The organism is Bradyrhizobium sp. IC4059, assembly GCF_020193615.1.
Classification (GTDB): Bacteria; Pseudomonadota; Alphaproteobacteria; order Rhizobiales; family Xanthobacteraceae; genus Bradyrhizobium; species Bradyrhizobium yuanmingense.
Window position 1 is genome coordinate 143760 of the sequence record NZ_JADYVH010000011.1, and the last position, 20567, is coordinate 164326.

At 65.8% G+C, this 20567-nt stretch carries 17 protein-coding genes; 8 read left to right on the plus strand and 9 right to left on the minus strand.

What is annotated here, in order from left to right; genetic code table 11:
* Positions 1 to 36: 36 nt before the first annotated feature.
* Positions 37 to 1698 carry an electron transfer flavoprotein-ubiquinone oxidoreductase gene (locus I6F12_RS29345; protein ID WP_109144973.1) on the minus strand — a complete coding sequence of 554 codons (1662 nt, stop codon included), beginning with the start codon at positions 1696 to 1698 and terminating at the stop codon, positions 37 to 39.
* A 135-nt stretch (positions 1699 to 1833) separates the two neighbouring features.
* On the opposite strand from I6F12_RS29345, the gene I6F12_RS29350 reads away from it, so the two are divergent.
* Entirely contained in the window at positions 1834 to 2649 is an 816-nt protein-coding gene (locus I6F12_RS29350; RefSeq protein WP_036006353.1) for a uracil-DNA glycosylase, read from the plus strand.
* Between the two features lie 122 nt (positions 2650 to 2771).
* Here I6F12_RS29350 and I6F12_RS29355 read toward each other — a convergent pair whose 3' ends face one another.
* The 4 genes from I6F12_RS29355 to I6F12_RS29370 form a co-directional block, all read right to left on the minus strand.
* Positions 2772 to 4280 carry a glycosyltransferase family 39 protein gene (locus I6F12_RS29355; protein ID WP_225157807.1) on the minus strand — a complete coding sequence of 503 codons (1509 nt, stop codon included), beginning with the start codon at positions 4278 to 4280 and terminating at the stop codon, positions 2772 to 2774.
* Positions 4281 to 4486: 206 nt separating this feature from the next.
* The gene (locus I6F12_RS29360; RefSeq protein WP_225157808.1) at positions 4487 to 5344 is read right to left on the minus strand and encodes a ribonuclease HII; all 858 of its coding nucleotides are present in this window, start codon (positions 5342 to 5344) and stop codon (positions 4487 to 4489) included.
* Between the two features lie 77 nt (positions 5345 to 5421).
* The gene (locus I6F12_RS29365) at positions 5422 to 5877 is read right to left on the minus strand and encodes a VOC family protein (RefSeq protein WP_225127815.1); all 456 of its coding nucleotides are present in this window, start codon (positions 5875 to 5877) and stop codon (positions 5422 to 5424) included.
* A 24-nt stretch (positions 5878 to 5901) separates the two neighbouring features.
* Positions 5902 to 7065: a PA0069 family radical SAM protein gene (locus I6F12_RS29370; protein ID WP_109144977.1), complete on the minus strand. Its 1164-nt coding sequence runs from the start codon at positions 7063 to 7065 to the stop codon at positions 5902 to 5904.
* Between the two features lie 210 nt (positions 7066 to 7275).
* Here I6F12_RS29370 and I6F12_RS29375 point away from each other — a divergent pair, with 210 nt between their 5' ends.
* Complete coding sequence (locus tag I6F12_RS29375; RefSeq protein WP_225157809.1) at positions 7276 to 9690, plus strand: phosphoketolase family protein; 2415 nt, start codon at positions 7276 to 7278, stop codon at positions 9688 to 9690.
* A gap of 2 nt (positions 9691 to 9692) precedes the next feature.
* On the plus strand, positions 9693 to 10865 hold the full coding sequence (locus I6F12_RS29380; protein ID WP_225157810.1) for an acetate/propionate family kinase: 1173 nt from the start codon (positions 9693 to 9695) through the stop codon (positions 10863 to 10865).
* A gap of 88 nt (positions 10866 to 10953) precedes the next feature.
* On the opposite strand, the gene I6F12_RS29385 is transcribed toward I6F12_RS29380, so the two are convergent.
* Positions 10954 to 11796, minus strand: a complete 843-nt coding sequence (locus tag I6F12_RS29385; protein WP_036024879.1) for an RMD1 family protein — start codon at positions 11794 to 11796, stop codon at positions 10954 to 10956.
* A gap of 252 nt (positions 11797 to 12048) precedes the next feature.
* Here I6F12_RS29385 and I6F12_RS29390 point away from each other — a divergent pair, with 252 nt between their 5' ends.
* Positions 12049 to 12624: a glycosyl transferase gene (locus tag I6F12_RS29390; RefSeq protein ID WP_128263049.1), complete on the plus strand. Its 576-nt coding sequence runs from the start codon at positions 12049 to 12051 to the stop codon at positions 12622 to 12624.
* Between the two features lie 63 nt (positions 12625 to 12687).
* Positions 12688 to 13647, plus strand: a complete 960-nt coding sequence (locus tag I6F12_RS29395) for a helix-turn-helix domain-containing GNAT family N-acetyltransferase (RefSeq protein WP_109144982.1) — start codon at positions 12688 to 12690, stop codon at positions 13645 to 13647.
* Between the two features lie 191 nt (positions 13648 to 13838).
* Here I6F12_RS29395 and moaB read toward each other — a convergent pair whose 3' ends face one another.
* Together moaB and I6F12_RS29405 are read right to left on the minus strand one after the other, a co-directional pair.
* Positions 13839 to 14402, minus strand: coding sequence for a molybdenum cofactor biosynthesis protein B (gene moaB / locus I6F12_RS29400; RefSeq protein ID WP_036037229.1), 564 nt, complete (start codon positions 14400 to 14402; stop codon positions 13839 to 13841).
* A 35-nt stretch (positions 14403 to 14437) separates the two neighbouring features.
* Complete coding sequence (locus I6F12_RS29405; RefSeq protein WP_036006315.1) at positions 14438 to 15379, minus strand: neutral zinc metallopeptidase; 942 nt, start codon at positions 15377 to 15379, stop codon at positions 14438 to 14440.
* Positions 15380 to 15796: 417 nt separating this feature from the next.
* On the opposite strand from I6F12_RS29405, the gene I6F12_RS29410 reads away from it, so the two are divergent.
* The 3 genes from I6F12_RS29410 (at position 15797) to I6F12_RS29420 (ending at position 18258) form a co-directional block, all read left to right on the plus strand.
* Positions 15797 to 16927, plus strand: a complete 1131-nt coding sequence (locus I6F12_RS29410) for a site-specific DNA-methyltransferase (RefSeq protein WP_036006312.1) — start codon at positions 15797 to 15799, stop codon at positions 16925 to 16927.
* 195 nt (positions 16928 to 17122) lie between these two features.
* Positions 17123 to 17449 carry a hypothetical protein gene (locus I6F12_RS29415; RefSeq protein ID WP_036024861.1) on the plus strand — a complete coding sequence of 109 codons (327 nt, stop codon included), beginning with the start codon at positions 17123 to 17125 and terminating at the stop codon, positions 17447 to 17449.
* A 128-nt stretch (positions 17450 to 17577) separates the two neighbouring features.
* The gene (locus I6F12_RS29420; RefSeq protein ID WP_036024860.1) at positions 17578 to 18258 is read left to right on the plus strand and encodes a glutathione S-transferase family protein; all 681 of its coding nucleotides are present in this window, start codon (positions 17578 to 17580) and stop codon (positions 18256 to 18258) included.
* A 54-nt stretch (positions 18259 to 18312) separates the two neighbouring features.
* Here I6F12_RS29420 and I6F12_RS29425 read toward each other — a convergent pair whose 3' ends face one another.
* Positions 18313 to 20322 (minus strand): methyl-accepting chemotaxis protein, encoded by a 2010-nt coding sequence (locus tag I6F12_RS29425; RefSeq protein WP_192893317.1) that lies wholly within the window; start codon positions 20320 to 20322, stop codon positions 18313 to 18315.
* Between the last annotated feature and the right edge of the window lie 245 nt (positions 20323 to 20567).

A 20567-nucleotide genomic window follows, 5' to 3' on the forward strand; every position in this document is an offset into this window, starting at 1 on the left:
CTCACGGGAACGTGCGCCTGGTCACCTGCGATGTCCTCACATCGCCTCGTAGTTCGGGCCGCCGCCGCCCTCCGGGGGAACCCAGGTGATGTTGCCGTTGGGATCCTTCACGTCACAGGTCTTGCAGTGAACGCAGTTCTGGGCGTTGATCTGGAAGCGCGGGCCGGAGCCCTCCTCGATCCATTCATAGACGCCAGCCGGGCAATAGCGGTTCGAGGGGCCGGCATAGACGTCGTGCTCGGACGTCTTCTGGAGGTTCATGTCCGTGACCTTCAGATGGATCGGCTGGTCCTCCTCGTGATTGGTGTTGGACAAAAACACCGAGGAAAGCTTGTCGAACGTGATCTTGCCGTCGGGCTTCGGGTAGTTCCTCGGCGCGTGGCTCTTGGCCGAATCGAGCGTGGCGCGGTCGGGCTTGACGTGCGACTGCGTGCCAAACAGTGAGGCGCCGAACAGCGTATTGCACCACATGTCGAAGCCGCCCAGCGCGACGCCGAGCACGGTGCCGAACTTCGACCACAATGGCTTGACGTTGCGGACCAGGAACAGGTCCTTGCCGACCGATGAGGAACGCCAGGCGTTCTCGTATTCGACGAGCTCGTCATTGGCGCGGTCGGCGGCGAGCGCGGCCGCAACATGTTCGGCAGCCAGCATGCCGGTGCCCATCGCATTGTGCACGCCCTTGATGCGCGGCACGTTGACGAAGCCGGCCGCGCAGCCGATCAGCGCGCCGCCGGGGAAGCTCAGCTTCGGCACCGACTGATAGCCGCCCTCGGTGATCGCGCGCGCGCCGTAGGCGAGCCGCTTGGCGCCTTCGAAGGTGCCGCGGATCGAGGGATGGGTCTTGAAGCGCTGGAATTCGTCGAATGGGGACAGATAGGGATCGTCGTAGTTCAGATGCACGACGAAGCCGACGGCGACGAGATTGTCGTCGTAGTGATAAAGGAACGAGCCGCCACCGGTCTTGAGGTCAAGCGGCCAGCCGAATGAATGCTGGATCAAGCCCTTCTGGTGCTTGGCGGGATCGATCTGCCAGACCTCCTTGAGGCCGATGCCGAACTTCGGCGGCTCGCTCTTGGCGTCGAGCGCGAACTTGTTGATGAGCTGCTTGGTCAGGCTGCCGCGGGCGCCTTCGGCGAACAGCGTGTACTTGCCTAGCAATTCCATGCCGCGGGTGAAGGAATCCTTCGGCTTGCCGTCGCGGCCGATGCCCATGTCGCCGGTGGCGATGCCCTTGACCTTGCCCTCCTCGTCATAGAGCACCTCGGCCGCCGCAAAGCCCGGATAGATCTCGACGCCAAGCGCCTCGGCCTTGCGCGCCAGCCAGCGGCAGACATTGCCGAGCGAGCCGATGTAGCAGTGATGATTGTTCATCAGCGGCGGCATCATGAAATTCGGCAGCTTGATCGCGCCGCCGCCGGTCATCCAGTAGAAGCGGTCGTCCTTGACCTGCGTCTTCAGCGGGCAGTCGGCATCCTCGCGCCAGTCCGGGATCAGCTTGTCGAGGCCCGCGGGATCGATCACGGCGCCCGAGAGGATGTGCGCACCAACCTCGGAGCCCTTCTCCACCACGACGACGTTGAGCTCGGCGTTGAGCTGCTTGAGCCGGATCGCGGCCGACAGACCCGACGGGCCGGCGCCGACGATGACGACGTCGAATTCCATGGATTCGCGCGGGGGAAGTTCTTCGGTGCTCATCTGATCTCAGCCCTTGAGACGGTCCTTGGTCGTTTGCGCCCTCTTGTTTCCGATTTTTCCGGGTAGGACAACCTCGGAATCGCGTTCCGCCGGGATGCAAGGCCGTCCAAGGTGATATAAAAGTCAGACTTTCCCATGATCCCCGAACCCGCACCCACCGTCCGAGAGCTGCTCGCCTTCTATCTGGAGGCCGGTGTCGACTGCACGCTCGCGGAGGAACCGATAGACCGCCTCGCGGAAATCGATGCGCCGCCACCCAGCCCGCGCGCGGCCCCGCCAGCCGAAGCGCCGCGGCCGGTCGCCGCGCCCGCGGTCATGCGCGGCGAAGCCGCGCCTGCACCGGACGTCGCCATCGCCTCGGCACGCGAAGCCGCACGCACCGCGCCGACCCTGGAGGCGCTGCGCGAGCTGATGCAAAATTTCGAGGGCTGCGCGTTGAAGCACACCGCGACGCGACTCGTGTTCGCCGACGGCAACCCGCAGGCGCGCATCATGTTCGTCGGCGAGGCGCCGGGCCGCGACGAGGACATCGAGGGACTGCCCTTCGTCGGGCGCAGCGGCAAGCTGCTCGATCTGATGTTAGGGGCTATCGGCCTCAACCGCACCACCGCCTACATCGCCAACGTCATTCCCTGGCGGCCGCCCGGCAACCGCACGCCGACGCCGCAGGAGACGCAAATCTGCCTGCCCTTCATCCAGCGCCAGATCGAGCTGGTGAACCCCGACGTGCTGGTGACGCTTGGCAATCCTTCGACACAGACGCTGCTGTCGACGCGCGAAGGCATCATGCGCACGCGCGGGCGCTGGTTCGACTACGACACCGGCCAGCGCGTGATCCGCGCGCTGCCGACGTTTCACCCGGCCTATCTCTTGCGCTCGCCGGCCTACAAGCGGCTGGCCTGGCAGGATCTGCGGGCGATTGCGAAGGCGCTGGCGCAGGGCGCCGTGTAACGACGCCCACGCCGTCATTCCGGGGCTCGCGAAGCGAGAGCCCGGAATCCATCGAGCGGCAGAGTTGGTGGATGAATGGATTCCGGGCTCGCGGCTTCGCCGCGCCCCGGAATGACACCGACCTACGTCCCCTTCGGCCGCACGATGGCCCAGCCGATGCGCAACAGCTGCTGGCGGCCGGTCACCAGCCATTCGAAGGCGCGCGGCACTTCCGGCACGATGCCGGGGAAGCGCTTGAGGATCTCCGGCGGCGGCGTGCCGGCGGTATCGGAGGCGCGCCAGACCACGACGCCGCCGGTCTCGCTGAACTTGGTCTGGCTCATCCACGGCGTCCGCGCGGGGGCGGCGTCGATGAACAGATGCGGCCGGCCGGAATGCAGGGCGATCAGGCTGGCGAGCTGGGTCTCGCCGGCGACGGCGCGCAGGCGATGGTTGGTGCGGCGGGCGAAGCTCTCGTCGAAGAAGTCCGAGATCGCGCGCGCCGGCATCGAGGTCGCAATTTCGCTAGTGCCCGTCCAGGGCAGGAACAAAACGCCGAGCACCACGCCGGCGGCGGGCGCGGCAACGGCGGCGGCCCAGACCATGCGGAGCATGCGCGCGCGGCGCATCGCGATGAGATCGCCGGCCGCGACGACCACGGCGAGCCCCGTCATGATCAGCACGACGCCGGGGCCGCCGACGACGGAATCGAGCCCCAGCAGGCCGGAGATCAGCACTGCGCCGAGCGGCAGAGCGAACGCGAAGAAATAGACGAAGTTGCGCGCGAGCGGCTCGACCGGCGGGCGGTAGATGATCGGCGGCTCCTCGCCCTTGCCGGCGAACATTCCGGTGTTGAGAAAGGTCAGCGCCGGGATCGCCGCCGCCCCGAGCACGAGGCCGCCGAGCAGCCAGACCGCATGCAGCGCGCGGTCGTTGAGCTCGGCGACTGGCGGCAAGGCCGGCAGCGTCGGCGTCTCGGCCCGCATCAGAGAGACCGCATAGGGCAGCGCCAGCACGGCGACGACGATTAGCGCGAACAGCGGATCGAGCCCGCGCAGCGTCCGGCGGCCGCCGGCGGTCGTAACCGCGAAGACGACGATTAGCAGCAGCAGGAAGACCGCGGCGGGCGTCGTCAGCAGCAGGAGGCCGGCTTCGATCGACCAGGCGAACCAGGCATTACCGCGGCGCTGGCCGATGATCTGCCAGGAGTGCAGCAGCAAGAGCGCCCAGAGCGGCCGTGCCAGGATCAGCGGACCGAAGTCCAGCGCGGACGAGGAGAAGGCCAGCACCGTCATGGTCAGGAGCACGGCGAGCACCGCCTGCTGCGAGCCGACCACGGCACGGGAAAGATGATAGAGCGCGATGAAGGTCGCGATCTCGCAGAGCTGGGCGAGCACATAGACGCCGAGCATGTGGCCGCCGGCGGCGCGATAGGCGATGTCGGCGAGCCAGATGGCAAGCGGCGGGCCGAGATCGGTGCCGACCTGGTATTCCCTGCCGAAGGCCAGAAGGGTCGCGAGAGTGCCGGGCGGGCTGCGGTAGAACACCAGCGCCACGAACAGCCACATCGCAGCCTGCAGCAGCACCGCAATCCAAACGATCAGCCGCGGCCGGGCGCGAATGAGCTCGATGACCAGGGAGGTAAACCGCATGCAACGTCCGAAGGTGCAGCCAACCCGTCCAGCCGGCCCTATTCGCTCACGTCTGTTTTGATAAAGGGCGTCACGGGTTGTGGCAACCGCCGCAGTTCGTCATGCCCGGGCTTGTCCCGGGCATCCACGTTCTTCGTGCCGCTGGTAAGACGTGGGTGGCCGGGTCAAGCCCGGCCATGACGGATGGGAAAGCTGTAGGAGGATCGCTAGAGATTTACGGAAGCGTCGATCTCGACGCTCGCCTCGACCTGCACCTCGACCTCAGTCACCGAGAACAGGTCCTGCACCGGCTCGACGGTCCAGGGCATGTGCTTGGCGCGGGCGGCGGCGACGGGAGCGAAGAAGCTGCGGTGGTGGATGGAAGGGCCGAGGCGATCAAGCGCGTCGAGATGCTCGGGGACGGCATAGCCCTTGTGCTGCTCGAAGCCGTAGCCCGGGCAGTCCTGCGCCAGTGCGCACATCAAGCGATCCCGGGTGACCTTGGCGACGATGGAGGCCGCGGCGATCGACAGCACGATACCGTCGCCGCCGATCACGGCCTCGCAGTCGCATGCGGTGTCGAGCCGGTCGCGGCCGTCGACGAAGACGTGCCTGGGCGCCTCGGGCAGGGCCACCACGGCGCGCTTCAGCGCCCACAGCGAGGCGCGCAGGATGTTGTCGCGGTCGATTCGCGCCGGCGAGGCGACGGCGACCGAGACCTGCGCGGTGGCGCAGATCTTGTCGAACAGCTTTTCGCGCTCCTCGGCGGTCAGGCGCTTGGAATCGTCGATGCCGCGGGGAATCCGGTCGGGATCGAGAATCACCGCGGCGGCCACCACGGGGCCTGCGAGCGGGCCGCGGCCAGCCTCGTCGCAGCCCGCGACCGGCCAGACGCCGCGCTTGATCAGCGCGCGCTCGCGGCGGAAGCTGGGGGCAGCAACGGCAATGATGCCTTTCCTACCGGCAGGAACCTTCGCCGCATCGGCCGCAGAGATCTTTGCCGCCTTGGCGGGCACAGCGTTCGGCGCGGCCTTTTTCTTCGGCGCGGCTTTGGCTGGGGTCTTGGCGGAGGGGTCCCGAATCATGGCCGGGATCGTGCGCCAGGGGGCTTCGCCAGCGCAACCGGGAACCCAGGATATTCCCGTTATTCAGGCCGCCCGCCCTACTCCGCCAGATGCACCCGCCGGTCCTCGCCCACCTCGATGCCGGGTGCGACCACGACTTCCCAGACATGTGCATCGGGATCGGCAAAATAGCCGCAATAGCCGCCGTAATCGGTCGCGTGCGCCGCCTTCAGCAAGGTGGCCCCCTTCTCCACGGCGAAGGCCAGCACCTCGTCGACCTCCTCGCGGGTCGCGCAATTCCAGGCGAGCGTCATGCCGCGAAAGGTCGTGGGCCTCGGCTGGTCCTCCAAGGACGCGTCTGCGGCGAGCCGATCCCAGTGATAAAGCGCGAGCACCGGACCGCCGGTGTCGTAGAACGCAACCGCCTCGCCGGTCTCCTTCAGCCGGCGCGAGAAACCGAGCGCGTCGTAGAAGGCGATGCTGGCGCGGATGTCGTTCACACCGAGCGTGATGACGGTCAGCCGCGGCACCGGCACGGTGAGTTCCTTGAGCATGCGACACCTCTTGCACGTGTCCGCTCAAAACAGGCTGAGCTGATCACCGTTCCGCTTCGGCCGCGCAAAGTGATCAATGGTCAGCTTGGAGCGCCGCTTGTTGAGGCCGAGCCTCTCGCAGGCGATCTCGAAGCGGCGGCCGATGGTCCAGGCCATCGGTCCGGTGCCCTTCATCCGCTCGCCCCATTTGGCGTCGTAGTCGCGCCCGCCGCGCATGTCTCGGATCAGGGTGAAGACGTGACGATAGCGGTCCGGATAGTTCGCCATCAGCCATTCGCGGAAGAGATCGCGCACCTCCAGTGGCAGCCGCAGCAGCACATAGGCAGCCTCCTTGACCCCGGCATGGGCGGCGGCGTCGAGGATGCGCTCGATCTCGGAATCGTTCAGCGCAGGGATCACGGGCGCGACCATCACCGTGGTGGGAATGCCGGCGTCCGAGAGCTGCTTCAGCGCCTCCAGCCGTTTCGGCGGCGTCGAGGCCCGCGGCTCCATCGTGCGCGCCAGCTTCGGATCGAGCGAGGTGACCGAGATCGCGACCTTGGCGAGGTTGCGCTTGGCCATCCGCTGGAGAATGTCGATGTCGCGCAGCACCAGCGCCGACTTGGTGACGATGCCGACGGGATGCCCTGCGCGCTCCAGCACTTCCAAAATGCCGCGCATGATTTTGCGCTCGCGCTCGATCGGCTGGTAGGGATCGGTGTTGGTGCCGATCGCGATCATCCGCGGCTCGTAGCCGGGAGCCGCAAGCTCCTTCTCGAGCAGCGAAGGCGCCTCGGGCTTCACGAACAGTTTTGACTCGAAGTCGAGCCCCGGCGACAGGCCGAGATAGGCGTGGGTCGGCCGCGCGAAGCAATAGACGCAGCCGTGCTCGCAGCCGCGATAGGGATTGATCGAGCGGTCGAAACCGATGTCGGGGGAATCGTTGCGGGTGATCACCTTGCGTGAGGTGTCGATTGCGACACTCGTCTTGAACGGCGGCAGCTCGTCGAGGCTCTGCCAGCCGTCGTCGAAAGCGACGCGCGCCTCGGCCTCGTAACGGCCGCTGGCGTTGGACTGCGCGCCCCGCCCTCGCCGTCGCGCGCGGTCGATGGCGACCCCAAGCTCGGGGAAATCTGAAGGCGCACCCGCCGGCTCGGAGGGCGCCGTGACCGGCGGGTGCTTGAGAGCATGAGAGGATGCTGGACTCATGCAGCCAAGATAGCACGACATAGGAACAAATCAAGAACACAAACGAAAAACGTGAAAACAACCCCATGCACAGTAGAGCTGCCCAAACTTCGCGCGCCTGCCTTTGACCTCACGCAACACGGCCGTCACGACCATCCCGTTTCATGCCCGACGGATCGATCGCCCCGGAACCGGGTTGGTGACGATCGCGAAGTGAAGGTCGGCAGGAACATGACAATCCAACAAAAAACGGCCGAAGCGAGCAGCGACCTCGATCTGCTCGATCGCTATTGGCGCGCCGCCAACTACCTCTCGGTCGGGCAAATCTACCTGCTCGACAATCCGCTGCTGCGCGAGCCGCTGCGGCGCGAGCACATCAAGCCGCGTCTGCTCGGACATTGGGGCACGACGCCGGGGCTGAACTTCATCTATGCCCATCTCAACCGCGTCATCCGCGCGCTCGATGTCAGCGTGATCTATGTCTGCGGTCCCGGCCATGGCGGCCCGGGCATGGTCGCCAACACTTATCTCGAAGGCAGCTACAGCGAGATCTATCCCGATATTGCGCGCGACGCGGACGGATTGCGCAAGCTGTTTCGGCAGTTCTCCTTCCCCGGCGGCATCCCGAGCCACGCCGCGCCGGAAACGCCGGGCTCCATCCACGAAGGCGGCGAGCTCGGCTATGCGCTGGTGCACGCCTATGGCGCCGCATTCGACAACCCGGATTTGATCGTCGCCTGCGTGGTCGGCGACGGCGAGGCCGAGACCGGCCCGCTCGCGGCGTCCTGGCACTCGAACAAGTTCCTGAACCCGGCCCATGACGGGGCGGTGCTGCCGATCCTGCATCTCAACGGCTACAAGATCGCCAATCCCACCGTGCTCGGGCGGATGCAGGACGCGGAGATCCGCGACCTCTTCCGCGGGTTCGGCCACGAGCCGCTGTTCGTTACGGGCGACGATCCCAAATTGATGCACCAGGCCATGGCCGATGCGCTCGACGTCGCATTCGCCAGCATCCGCTCGATCCAGCAACATGCCCGCGACGGCCGCACAAGCGTCGAGCGGCCGCGCTGGCCGATGATCGTGCTGCGCAGCCCGAAGGGCTGGACCGGCCCGAAGGAGGTCGACGGCAAGAAGGTCGAGGGTTTTTGGCGTGCGCATCAGGTGCCGGTCGCAGGCTGCCGCGAGAACCCTGATCATCTCAAGGTGCTCGAAGACTGGATGCGCAGCTACGAGCCGGAAAAGCTGTTCGATGGCAACGGCGCGCTCATGGCCGAGCTTCAGGCGCTCGCGCCCAACGGCGTCAGGCGCATGGGCGCCAATCCGCATGCCAATGGCGGCGTGCTGAAGAAGGAGCTGAAGCTGCCGGACTTCCGCAGCTTCGCGGTGGACGTGCCGCAGCCTGGCGAAGTCATTGCGGAAGCGACACGCGAGCTCGGCAAATTCCTGCGCGATGTCGTCCGCCTCAACGCGAAGGAGCGCAATTTCCGCATCATGGGCCCGGACGAGACGGCATCGAACCGGTTAGATGCCGTGTTCGAGGCCACCGAACGCGTCTGGATGGAGCCGACCGAGCCTTACGACGTGCACCTCGCCCAGGACGGCCGCGTGATGGAGGTGCTGAGCGAGCATCTCTGCCAAGGCTGGCTGGAGGGCTACCTGCTCACCGGACGGCACGGCTTCTTCTCCTGCTACGAGGCCTTCATCCACATCGTGGATTCCATGTTCAACCAACACGCCAAATGGCTGAAGGTGACGCGGGAGCTGCCGTGGCGGCGTCCGATCGCCTCGCTCAATTATCTGCTGACCTCGCATGTCTGGCGCCAGGACCATAACGGCTTCAGCCATCAGGACCCCGGTTTCGTCGATCTCGTCGCCAACAAGAAGGCCGACATCGTCCGCATCTACTTCCCGCCGGACGCCAATACGCTGCTGTGGATCGCCGACCACTGCCTGCGCACCTATAACCGCATCAACGTAATCGTCGCCGGCAAGCAGCCGGCGCCGCAATGGCTGTCGATGCAGGACGCGGCGACGCATTGCGATGCCGGCATCGGCATCTGGACCTGGGCGGGCACGGAGGACGGAAAGGGCGAGCCCGACGTCGTCATGGCCTGCGCCGGCGACGTGCCGACGCTGGAGACGCTCGCTGCCGTCGACCTCCTACGCAAGGCGCTGCCGGACTTGAAGATCCGCGTCGTCAACGTCGTCGACCTCATGACGCTGCAGCCGAGGGAGCAGCATCCGCACGGCCTGTCCGACCGCGACTTCGACAGCCTGTTCACGCGCGACAAGCCTGTGATCTTTGCCTATCACGGCTATCCCTATCTCATTCACCGGCTGGCCTATAATCGCACCAACCATGCCGGCATGCATGTACGCGGCTTTGCCGAGGAGGGCACCACGACGACGCCCTTCGACATGGTCGTGCTCAACGAACTCGACCGCTACCACCTCGCGATCGAGGCGATCGAACGGGTGCCGGGACTGGCGACCAAGGCCGCTCAGGTGAAGCAGCAATTCCGCGACAGGCTGATCGAACACTCCCGTTATGTCCGCGAGCACGGTGAAGACATGCCTGAGATTCGTGACTGGGTCTGGCAAAACAGCGCCGGCGGCAACACGCCGGCCGAGGCCGGCGACTAGCGATGCCGGACACGGTCCTCGTCCTCAACTCGGGATCGTCGAGCATCAAGTTCGGCCTGTTCGATGTCGCGGCGGCCGAGCCCGCCCTGCTCTGCAAGGGCCTGCTGGACGAGCACGAGGCCAAACCCCGGCTGGTGGTGAAGGGCCCCACGGGCGAAGACCTGTTCGAGACAAGCAATCAGGCGCCTGACGGAGCCCGCGGCCATCTGTTCGCGGACGTGCTCACCTTCATCGAGGACCGGTTCGGTGGACGCAGCCTGCGGGCCATCGGCCATCGCATCGTCCACGGCGGGCCGGATTATTCAGGCCCGGAGGTCCTGACAGACGACATCATTGCGAAACTGGAGGCCTTGACGCCGCTGGCGCCGCTGCACCAGCCGCGCTGCCTCGCGCCGGTGCGCACACTGGCGGCGATCCGGCCCGGGCTGACGCAGATCGCGTGTTTCGACACCGCCTTCCATCACGGCCTCGCGCCGCCGGCGAGCCGCTTCGCCATTCCCCGGCGATTCGAGGCGCGTGGGATCAGGCGCTACGGCTTTCACGGCCTCTCGTTCGAATATGTCGCGGGACGCCTGGCCGAGATCGCGCCGGAGCTCCTGGCCAAGCGCACTGTCATCGCGCATCTCGGCAATGGCGCCAGCCTCTGCGCCCTGCGCGATGGCCACAGCATCGACACCACGATGGGGCTGACGCCGCTCGACGGCCTCGTGATGGGCACGCGCTGCGGTGCGATCGATCCGGGCGTGCTGCTCTATCTGCAACAGCACGAGAACATGTCGGTCGAGAATGTCCAGCACCTGCTCTATCGCGAGTCAGGCCTGTTCGGCGTCTCAGGGATATCCGCCGACATGCGCACGCTGCTGGCGAGCCGCGAGGCTGCGGCGCGTGAGGCCGTCGACCTCTTCACGTTCCGTGCGGCGCAGCAGGTCGCGATGATGGCGACCACGCTCGGCGGCCTGGACTGCCTGATCTTCACCGGTGGCATCGGCGAGCACGCCAAGGAGATCCGCGGCGCGATCGGCGAGCGTCTCGCCTGGATGGGCGTGCGCATCGACGCCGCAAGCAACGATGCCGCGCGCGAGCGCATCAACGGCAACGACAGCATGGTCGAGGTCTTCGTCATCCCCACCAACGAAGAGATGATGATCGCGCGCCATTGCGCGGCTCTGATCTAGGGCGTTATCCCGTTGCGAAAACACCCTCTCCGCAAGCGGGAGAGGGAGTGCACTTACGTTATAGCAATCAAACCTGATCTCATCATGCTTAGTGACCGCGGCCGGTCAGGAGCTGAAAAGTCCCCATCGCGACCTCGATCAGGATCAGCACCACGACGGCGATCTCCAGGCGGAGCGAGCGCTGGGTGTCGATGATATCGGTCAGCGCGTTGGCGGTCTCCGACACCGCGGCAAGCTTGCGCTCGAGCGTGTCGAGGCGCTCCTTCAGTTCGTATTCGTCCTCCAGGCGCGAATAGAGCCGGTCGAGCTCGGGCTTCTCCCAGAGCACGTCGGGCTTCTCGGCGACGGCGACGCGGCCGGCGACCCGCTGCTGCACCAGCAGCGCGTTGCCGATCAATTGCAGGATACCCTTGCGCCGTTGCGGCGTGCGACCGCGCTCGGCGAGCTCCCGTGCAAACGGCTCGATGACGTCGAAGACCGCGGCGACGCGCCGCTCGTCGCGCGCCAGCGACGTGCTCTTGGCGAGTGCGTCCGCAACCAGCAGCAGCCGGTCGTCGGAGAACTTGGCGAGGCAGATCGGCCCGCCCGGCTGGATCGTCTCGCCGGCTTCCTCGTTGCAGAGCTGCGCCTGCGCGATCTCCTCCTCGTAGGGGCTGAACTCTCCGGTAACGCGCGATCTCAGGTTGTCGACGAGGACCTTCTCCTCCGACGGCAACAGCCCGATCAGCACGACGACGCCGTAGCGAAAGATCACGGCAAGGCCGGCATGAACGCGGAAGGCGGCCGGCGTCGAGGACACCAGCGTGCCGATCTCGAGGCCAGACGCGTTGATGCGGTCGCCCAGCATCAGCGCCCGGATCCGCAAGGTCGGCGCGGCCTCCTGCTTCGGCGATGTTGGCGCGGTGCCAACGGCGAGGTGATCGGCGTTCATGCAAAGTCTCTCCCGGGCAGCGAAACGTCGCCACGAAGCATTCGGGGTTAATACCGTCAGGATCGGCTTGTGCCGAAACATTCGGCAATATTACCAGCCGCGCCTGGCACATCTGGCCGCGATGAACTCGCGGCAGTTTACCATCGCACGCCGAAGCCCCTTCCGAAAGTTGCACTCGGCAGCGCGACGGGTTTATGACAACATCATGCAACGCTACGCTTCTCCCGAAGTGCGGAAACTGAAGCCTCAATCATGCTGAGCGTCATCATTCCGACCGAAGGTGTCGAGCAGACGGCGGTCGCAACCCTGGCCGCGCTGGTGCCCGGCGCCACAGCCGGCGTAATCCGGGAAGTGCTTCTGGTCGACGGCACGCGCAACGGCGTTATCGAGCGCGTTGCCGACGTCGCGGGCTGCCGTTTCATCGGCTTCGAAGGGCATTCGCAAGGCGCTGCGCTCGCCGCCGGCGCGCTCCAGGCCCGATCGCCCTGGCTGATGTTCCTGCCTGCCGGCGCTGTGCTGGAAACCGGCTGGATCGAGGAAACCACCCAGTTCATCCAGGCCGTCGCCACCAGCGGCCGGGATCGTGCCGCGGTGTTCCGCTATGCCCGCTCGCCCTACGCAAATACCGCAGTGCGCGACGTCCTCTGGGCGGTGGCGCGCAGGCTCGTCGGTCCGCTCGGCGATCAAGGGCTGCTGATCGCGCGCGATCATTACGACCGGATCGGCGGATACCCGCCCCACGCCCGGCATTCCGAGGCGCGGCTGCTCCGGCGGCTCGGCCGGTCGTCCAGGACCATGCTGCGCAGCCGGATTGTCATGGTCGGCTGAAGCGCCGAGATACTTGCCAACGTCAATCAATTAATTGACAATGGCAAATATCGAGGTGATCCCATGCTATCGAAAGCTTTGCCGTCAAGCGCCGTCGCCGAACAGGCTGCCGGCGACCCCGTCGCGGCGGTTCGCGCCTTCAACCGCTTTTACACCCGCAAGCTCGGTGTGCTCGACCAGCACCTCGGCAATAGTCCGTTCTCGCTCAGCGAGGCGCGGGTGCTCTACGAGCTCGCCCATCGCGACGACCTTGCCGCAAAAGAGATCGGACACGAGCTCGGTCTCGATCCCGGCTATCTCAGCCGCATCGTCCAGAGCTTCGACGAGAAGGGGCTGATCACGCGAAAGCCGCTGCCCGCGGACCGCAGGCAGTACCAGCTCAGCCTGACCGCCAAAGGCCGGCAGGCTTTCGCCAAGCTGAACCTGAACTCGCAAAACGAGGTCGCCGCGATGCTGGCTCAGCTTTCGCCTGGCGATGCGACCCGGCTCACGCAGGCGATGGCCACGATCGTGGCCGTGCTGGAGCAACGCCGAAGCCCGCCCGCTTCTTTCATGCTGCGCAGCCATCGCGTCGGCGACATGGGCTGGGTGATCTCCCGCCAGGGCGCCGCCTATGCTGCGGACTACAATTGGGACATCAGTTACGAGGCGCTGGTCGCCGAGATCTGCGCACAGTTCATCAGGAATTACGACGCCGCGCGCGAGCACTGCTGGATCGCGGAGGTCGGTGGCGAGCCGGTCGGCTCGGTGTTCCTGGTCAAGGCCACGGACGAGATCGCCAAACTCCGCCTGTTGCAGGTTGAGAAGAAAGCACGGGGCCTCGGCGTCGGCCGCGCCCTCGTCGAGCAATGCATCCAGGGCGCCCGCGAGCGCGGCTACAGCAAGATGACGCTGTGGACGCAGAGCATTTTGGTGGCTGCGCGCGGGATTTATCAAAGCGCGGGATTCAAGCTGGTCGCGACGGAGCCGCATCACAGCTTCGGTGCCGACCTGGTCGGCGAGACGTGGGAGCTGGATCTCTGATCTCGCAGCGAGCGAGATGCGCGTTGCTGCGCCCTCTCCCCTTGCGGGAGAGGGCATGTCAACTGGCAAATGCAAGCTCGCTTGGGTGAGGGGTATGTCTCCACAAGCATTGGTGCGCGCGGAGAGAACCCCTCATCCGGCGCTTCGCGCCACCTTCTCCCACAAGGGGTGAAGGGAAGAAAAGCAAGAACTCACACCGTCGCGCCCTGCGCTTTCGGCCGGCGCAGATGCTCGTCCAGCCGCGGCATGATCTCGACGAAATTGCAGGGGCGCGTGCGGTAGTCGAGCTGAGCCGCCAGGATGCCGTCCCAGCCGTCGCGGCAGGCGCCGGGCGAGCCCGGCAGGCAGAAGATGTAGGTCGCGCCCGCCACGCCGGCGGTGGCGCGACTCTGGATCGTCGACGCCCCGATCTTGGCGTGGCTCAGCATGTGGAAGGCGATCGAGAAGCCGTCCATGCGCTTCTCGAACAGCGGCTCGATCGCCTCGGGCGTGACGTCGCGCCCGGTAAAGCCGGTGCCGCCGGTGGTGATGACGACGTCGATGCCGCTATCGGCGATCCAGCGGCGGATCACGGCGCGGATCGCCTCGACATCATCGGTGACGATCTCGCGCGCGGCGAGATGATGACCCGCAGCGGTGAGACGATCGGCGAGGGTCTGACCGGACTTGTCGTCCGCAAGCGCGCGCGTGTCGGACACCGTGAGCACCGCAATGTTGAGCGGGATGAATTGTTTGGATTCGTCGATGGAGGCCATTCTTCACCCTCGCTCGTCGTTCCGGGGCTGACGCGTTACAACGCCCCCGCACCGAACGTGTTGCAGGCTTGGACCGTGCCCTGCTGGTAGCCGATCATGAACCATTGCTTGCGTTGCGCCGCCGAGCCGTGGGTGAAGGAGTCGGGTACCACGCGGCCGGTGGCCTGGCGTTGCAGCGTGTCGTCGCCGATCGCGCTCGCCGTGGTCAGCGCCGCCTCGATGTCGCCGGGCTCGAGGAAGTTCGGACGCTTCTTCGCCTCACGGTTGACCCAGACGCCGGACAGACAATCGGCCTGCAACTCCACCTTGACCTGGAGCGCATTGGCCTCGGCCTTCGAGCCGACCTGCTGCTGCAGCCGCGTCACGCGCGGAATGATGCCGAGCAGGTTCTGGATGTGATGGCCGACCTCGTGCGCGATGATGTAGGCGGTGGTGAAATTGCACGCCGACTTGCCGGAGCAGCCGCGAAAGCGGGTCTCGACCTCGCGGAAGAAGGCGGTGTCGAGGAAGATGGTCCGATCGGGCGGACAATAGAACGGCCCCATGGCCGACTGCGCCATGCCGCAGCGGCCGCCATTGGTGGCGTTGCGGAACAGCACGATCTTCGGACCGGTGTACGACTGGCCGTTGGCCTGGAAGATCTCGCTCCAGCGATCGTCGAGCTCGCCGAGGATGCCGGAGATCATGCTGCCCATCTCGTCGGTCGGCGCGCCGCGCTTGCCGGAGGAGGCCTGACGATCGGTCTGATAGGTCGGCGCATGGCCGCCGCCGGAGAGGATCTCGGCGCCGCCGATCAGGATTCGGGGATCGATGCCGAAGGCGTAGCCTACCAGGCCGAGGATGATGATGGTGCCGATGCCAAGCCCGCCACCGCCCATCGGCAGGCCGAACCCGCCGCCTCCGCCTCCGCCAAAGCCACCACCTTCGTCGCGACGATCCTCGATGTCGTCGCTGCGGCGGAAGTCATCGTAGCGCATGGCGGCCTTTCCTCTGGGGTCCCTGATTTAAGTTTCGACGGCGCACAGAAACGCGAAAGCTCAACGCGCCACATACGTAAAATTTCCGTTGCTTTTATCAATATCGTGGCCGGCAAAAATTGCCTAGTGCGACAGCCTGTCGATGCCAGCAAATTTTTCCGAGGGCCGAGCAGTTTTTCCGAGAGAAATTTACAGCCTTTTTCCCGCCACGATCGATCCCGCGAGCCGCGCAATCGCGAAATACACTGTAAAACAAGGCGAATGCGCGCAACAATTTGTGCGCGAACGATCATGCGGGGAGTGCTCACGAAAGCGGCGGGTTAAGTCGATTTTTACTTTGCCCCTTCAATGTAACGGGCAGTCGGTTGTTTGGTCCCGCGTCGCCGACAGCGTCGCCTGAGTCAGAGTTCTTGAGTCATGGTAGAGTCGCGTCGCGGGGCGTCTGCAAGGGCGCCCCGCACAAATTTTGAGTCGCCTTCGCATCGCATCATCGTCGGCGATTGCGTCGCCGAGATGTCGAAGCTCCAGGCAGGCAGCGTCGACCTGGTTTTCGCCGACCCGCCCTACAATCTGCAGCTCAAGGGCGACCTCAAGCGCCCCGACGAATCCCATGTCGATGCCGTCAACGACGACTGGGACAAGTTCGATTCGTTTGCCGCCTACGACGATTTCACCCGCGCCTGGCTGCTCGCCGCACGCCGCGCCATGAAGCCGTCGGCGACGATCTGGGTGATCGGCTCCTATCACAACATCTTCCGCGTCGGCGCCATCATGCAGGACCTCGGCTTCTGGCTGCTGAACGACATCGTCTGGCGCAAGACCAATCCGATGCCGAATTTCCGCGGCCGCCGCTTCACCAACGCGCACGAAACCATGATCTGGGCCGCGCGTGACGAGAAGGCCAAGGGCTACACGTTCAACTACGAGGCATTGAAGGCCGCCAACGAGGATGTGCAGGCGCGGTCCGACTGGCTGATTCCGCTCTGCACCGGCGAGGAGCGCCTCAAGGGCGCCGACGGCAAGAAAGTGCATCCGACACAGAAGCCGGAAGGCCTGCTGGCGCGCGTGCTGCTGTCCTCGTCCAAGCCCGGCGATCTCGTCATCGACCCGTTCAACGGCACCGGCACCACCGGCGCGGTCGCCAAGCGCCTCGGCCGCTCCTATGTCGGCTTCGAGCGCGACAAGACCTACGCCAAGGCGGCCGAGGCGCGCATCGCCAAGGTCGAACCGTTGCCGGAAGAAAGCCTTGCCCCGTTCATGACCGCGCGCGAGGCGCCGCGCGTTGCGTTCTCCGAGCTGATCGAGCGCGGCATGATCATGCCCGGCACCAAGCTGTTCGACGCCAAGAAGAAGCTGGGCGCATTGGTGCGCGCCGACGGCGCCATCATGCTTGGCGACAAGGTCGGCTCGATCCACCGGATCGGCGCGGTGGCGCAAGGCGCGCAGGCCTGCAACGGCTGGACCTTCTGGCACGTCGAGACCAAGAAGGGCCTCAAGCTGATCGACGAGCTCCGCGCCGAGATCCGCGCGGGAATGGCGGCGGAGTAGTTTCCTCTCCTAAGTCATTCCGGGGCGCGCGCAAAGCGCGCGAGCCCGGAATCCATCCAACAGCGTCCCATGCCGCCCAATGGATTCCGGGCTCGCGCTTCGCGCGCCCCGGAATGACGTCCGCGTGAGTTGAAAGCCGCGCCAACCAGGACTAGACTCGCCCCCATCAGCCTCCGTCCTGACCGGCCTGCTCCCATGCGACGACAGTCCGAGACATTGCTGCTGGTGCCGCTGCTGCCGATCTTCCTGATCGGCATGTTTCCGATGTTCCTGATCGCGCTGCTCGGATTCTTCGGCCTGGCGCTGTTCGGCGTGCTCGTGATCTGCGTCGGGCTCGCCAGCAGCAACGAGGCGCACGACAATTTCAACCACGACGTTATCGTCCACGGCTATGCGCGCGGGTCGGAGCGCGCGGCACGGGCCTCCGACATGCATCTCGCCGCGCGGCTCGGCCTGCGGCTGGAGGCCGTGGGCGCGGCCATGGTCCTCGCGGCGGCAATCGGCCTCTGTTACGCCGCCTGATCTGCGTACCGCGCAGACACCGCCCGGCAAACTCGCCGGTTGCTCTCTCGGGCGAGGTTCAGGCAAGACAGGCTCGCCCAACGAGGCCGCGGCCGCGCGCGGCAATATAGACACCGGGGAGATGCTTGATGCTCAAGTTCTATTTCAATGGATCACCGAACCCGACCAAGGTCGCGCTCTATCTCGAAGAATCCGGCCTGCCCTACGAGCCGGTGAAGGTCGACACCCGCAAGGGCGAGCAGTTCACGCCGGAATTCCTCAAGATCAATCCGAACGGCAAGGTGCCGGCGATCGACGATGGGGGCACCATCGTGTTCGATTCGAACGCCATCCTGCTCTATCTCGCCGAGAAGACCGGCAAATTCCTCCCCTCCAACCGCGCCGAGCTCTTGTCCTGGCTGATGTTCGTCGCGAGCGGCGTCGGGCCGTTTTCGGGTCAGGCCGTGCACTTCAAGCATTTTGCGCCGAAGGACCAGAACCACGACTACGCCAACAACCGCTATCAGTACGAGACCGACCGCCACTACAAGATCCTCGACGCTCACCTGAAGGACCGCCGCTACATGGTCGGCGACAGCTATTCGATCGTCGACATGGCGATGTGGGGCTGGGCGCGGATGGTGCCGTTCAAGCTCGGCGACGACGCCTTTGCGCGATACCCGAACGTGAAGCGGCTGGTCGACGAGATCTCGGCGCGCCCGGCGGCGGCGCGTGCCATCGCCCTGAAGGACAAGTTCACCTTCAAGGCCGAGATGGACGACGAAGCGCGAGCCAACATGTTCAAGCACATGACCACCAAGGTGGCTTGATCGCGCCGCTGTTCGAGGCCACGCGCATCCGCGTGGCCTCTTGCTTTCAAGACGTCAGGCAGCGTGGACCGAGCTCAGGAACTTGGCGACTTCCTGCTTCAACCGGTTGCTGTCGGCCGACAGCGAGCGCGCCGCCGACAAAACCTGCGAGGAGGCCGAGCCGGTCTCGGAGGCGCCGCGCTGCACGTCGCCGATGTTGGACGAGACGAGCTGCGTGCCCTGGGCCGCCTGCTGGACGTTGCGGGAGATCTCCTGCGTCGCCGCGCCCTGCTGCTCCACGGCCGCGGCGACCGTCGAGGCGATCTCCGACAGCCGCTCGATGGTGCCGCTGATCTCCCGGATCGAACCGACCGACTCCTCGGTCGCGGCCTGGATGCCGGAGACCTGCTGGGCGATCTCGCCGGTGGCCCTTGCCGTCTGCTCGGCGAGCGCCTTGACCTCGGTAGCGACCACGGCAAAGCCGCGGCCGGCTTCGCCCGCACGCGCCGCCTCGATCGTGGCGTTCAGCGCCAAGAGGTTGGTCTGGCCGGCAATGGTGCTGATCAGCTCGACCACGTCACCGATCCGCGCGGCGGCCTTGGAGAGCGCACCGACGCGCTCGTTGGTCCGGCTCGCCTGACCGACAGCCTCGGTGGCGATGCGGGCGGATTCCTGCACCTGGCGGGCGATCTCGGAGACCGAGGAGGAGAGCTCCTCGGTCGCAGAGGCGACCGCCTGCACATTGGCCGAGGCCTCCTGCGAAGCGCTGGCGACCTCCGTCGAGAGGTCCTGGGCGCGCGCGGCAGTCGTCGTCAACGTGCCGGCGGAGGCTTCGAGCTCGCCCGATGCCGACGACACCGTGTTGACGATCTCGCCGACGGCCTGCTCGAACTGATCGGCGAGCCTGGCCATGTCTTTCCTGCGGTTCTCGGCCTGCCGCGCCTCGAGTTCGGCCTGCTCGGCGCGCATGCTCTCGGTCTCGATCATGTTGTCCTTGAAGACCTGGATCGCCTTGGCCATGTCGCCGATCTCGTCGACCCTGCCGCGGCCGGGAATCTCGACCTCGAGATTGCCGCCGGCAAGCCGCCCCATCGCCTGCGTCATCGAGGTCAGCGGACCGACGATGCTGCGGGCGATGAGGAAGGCGACGATGCCTCCGAACAGGATGGCGAGGCCGCCGGCGATCTCCTGCACGGTCGTCGTTCCCGCGATCACGGCCTCGGCGGTGGTGCGCGATACCTGGTAGTCCTCCTTCAGCGTCGTTTCCGCCACCTTGAGCTTGCCGATGCTGTCGACGATGAGGGGCGCGAGGCTCTTGTGGTAGATCTCGTCCGCTTTAAGCATCGCTGCGGAGGTCGTCTCGAACGCCGTCTTGTAGGTTTCAAGCGAGGTCTTCACCGGCGCCAGCGTGGCGCGCAACGCCGCCGCCTGCGGGCTCTTTTCGAGTGCCCCGAGCCGTTGTAATGCCCTGTCGATGCTCGCCCTGAAGGTCGCAGGGCCCTGCGCATCGCGAAGGGCCAGAAAACGCCAGTTTACGATCCTCACGAGCAGGATTCGGGATTCGAGATCGGCGACGAGGGAAGCGGTATCTTCATCGACGGCGGCGCGCGCCACGTCGACGAGCTTGTTCGTCTTGGTGGCCAGGTCCTCGCCACTCGGCAGCAGCGTCGCCTTGCCCGTTCTCGTCTCGTTGACGGCGTCGCCGAGATTGTCACGCAGGCGTCGCATTTTCGCGATCTCGTCGATCAGGCCGTTGTAGAGCGCGCGCCGCTCCTCGGAGAGCGCCCCCTGAGCGCCGACCCGGAGCAGCTCGCTCGCCGCGGTCTCGCGCTCTTGCGCTTCCTTCATTGCGGACTCGTTGCCGTCGTAGACGTAGCGCAAATTGGCCCGCTGAATCGCCTGCAGATGGGCCGATATTTCCAGCACCCGCGCCGTGCTGTCCGAGAGGGCGGATTGTCTTGCGACCTGATCCTGCACGTCCCGCAAATTCCAGACGGCAACCACCGCCATCACGACACCCACCGCCACCAGGGCCATGAAGCCTGCGTACAGGCGTCCCCTGATCCGCAAACGAAATTTCGGCATTCCCACTGTCCACCCAGATGCATGTGAATTCGAGCGGCCGAACGACTCCGGCGATCGTCACGGCCACTCCGACAGCCGCACGCCGCGCCCTGGCGGCCTACGCTGCACCGCGACACAATGGGGGACACTTCTTAATTGAACCTTCAAATTGCTCGCGCGCCCGATCTCGACCCGCACTAAATCTGCCGATTTTGGCGGCAGCTATGCAAAGCCGCATGCGAATCCGCTGTGCCATGCACGTCGAT